This window comes from Armatimonas sp. (genome assembly GCF_043760365.1).
Classification (GTDB): Bacteria; Armatimonadota; Armatimonadia; order Armatimonadales; family Armatimonadaceae; genus Armatimonas.
On the sequence record NZ_JAYUPA010000550.1, the window covers coordinates 1 to 1,572 of the forward strand.

General features: G+C 58.8%; 2 protein-coding genes. Both read right to left on the reverse strand.

Going from position 1 to position 1,572, the window contains the following annotated elements; translation table 11 throughout:
• Positions 1-53 precede the first annotated feature (53 nt).
• The gene (locus ACH2EH_RS12620; protein ID WP_395142168.1) at positions 54-1,142 is read right to left on the reverse strand and encodes a C45 family autoproteolytic acyltransferase/hydolase; all 1,089 of its coding nucleotides are present in this window, start codon (positions 1,140-1,142) and stop codon (positions 54-56) included.
• Positions 1,143-1,165: 23 nt separating this feature from the next.
• A partial coding sequence (locus ACH2EH_RS12625; protein ID WP_395142171.1) for an ACT domain-containing protein occupies positions 1,166-1,572 on the reverse strand: 407 nt, incomplete at its 5' end.

Consider the following 1,572-nt stretch of genomic DNA (forward strand, 5'->3'; position numbering starts at 1 on the left):
AGTGGCCTTCGTGTCGCGAAGCGACAATAAGACGCTCCCGTTCATGGGAGCGATTAAAGAGAAAACGTCTGGTAGTCGCTCTGGTCAGGCGGGCCGTCGGTGAGGTGAAGCGTCTTTGTATCGAGATCCATAATCGCGCTGGTAACGGTGACATAGTGTTGCTCCGGGGGTTCGGCTAGATTTCGGTGGCGGCAGAGCCCAAAAGGGTCGCCTTGCGTATCGCGGAGTGCCGTCTGGATCTTTTCAAGTATCGTGGGTTTGGCAGCTAAGAGCAGCTCTGCCAGGCGGTCTTCGCGGCGACGCGAGTAGATGCGGCGGGGATTAGGCGGCTCGGTGAGGCCGAGCGCTTCGGGATTGACAAAGTGATTGGCGTGGGTCAGAATGCCGTCCACAGGCGAGAGAAATCCCTCAGTGTCCGGCGCGGCCTCTATATCCAGCACAAAGCCCGGCGGCTGCGCGATCAGAAAGTTGGTCGAGCAGGCGCGCGGTTCGCTTGTAATCACTGAGACGGCATCGTTGAAGTCGCGCTGGCGCAGAATCTCATAAAAGCGCACGTGGGCGGGCTTGTTAAAGCGCGTCCAGTCGTCGTCGGTAGTGGTGATTCCATTGATCGCCAGCCCGATTCCCTCGGAGTTGAAGCCAAGCTTTGCCCCCACAATCCCGGACTCCGTGAAAGCAAGTGTCTGCAGACCATCGGGCTCGTGCGTGTGCAGAACCGCACCCTGCACTTCGGGAATCCAGTCCCAGTTCTGCCCGATAATCAAGTGCCCCTCCGTGGTCGCCTCGGGAAGCAGAGCAAAGAGCGTGCAGCCATCAGCCTGCGCCTCGCGCTCCATCGCCATCTTGCCAAACTGGTAGTAGAGAATCTCGTAGCGCACGTTCAGCGCGACAATATCCAGAAACTCAAACCCGCCGCCCTCCGCGACGCCCTGCATATTCGAAAAATACGCCGGGCTCTGGCGCTCAATATGCGTTGCGTACTGCGCCGCGATTTCGTGTACTTGCTCGCGCTCCAGTAGCGTCTCGCGCAAGAAACGATCAAAGTAGACAGCAATATTGGCCGCGATACGCACTTTGAGCTGAGTGCCATGCTGACGGCCTTGCTCAAGCGGTGTGCCACGAAGGATTACAAGAGGAAGCATTGCCGTTATTGTACCCTCCTAATCTAGCTACGCTCGACCGGCTTGGGATCTTCAGCGCCGACACCCAGACGGTGGACAACGAGCAGGTCTTCGAGGGAGTGGAGCTTGCGTACGAGGGCTTCGACGTACTCCGCGGAGGGGGCTTCAAAGTCTAGGCGCAAGACGGCAATGCCTTTGGCGCGGTCCGAGCGAGTATTGATGCCTAAGATAAACACCTTGTTCTCCGAGAAGAAGTCCGTGACATCGCGCAGGAGGCCCGTGCGATCGAAGGTCTCGATAATCATGCCCGTCTCGAAGCGCTCGGTCTGGGAGGGTTGCCAGTCAATCGGGCTCAGGCGCTCCGCCTCGTAGGCCGCAACATTGGGACAGCCCTCACGGTGCAGAATAATGCCACGACCACGAGAGACGTAGCCCAGTACCTCATCGCCCG

Excerpts from the sequence above, each read along its gene's own strand:
- ACH2EH_RS12620 (WP_395142168.1), bottom strand. The coding sequence starts at position 1,142 with ATGCTTCCTCTTGTAATCCTTCGTGGCACACCGCTTGAGCAAGGCCGT.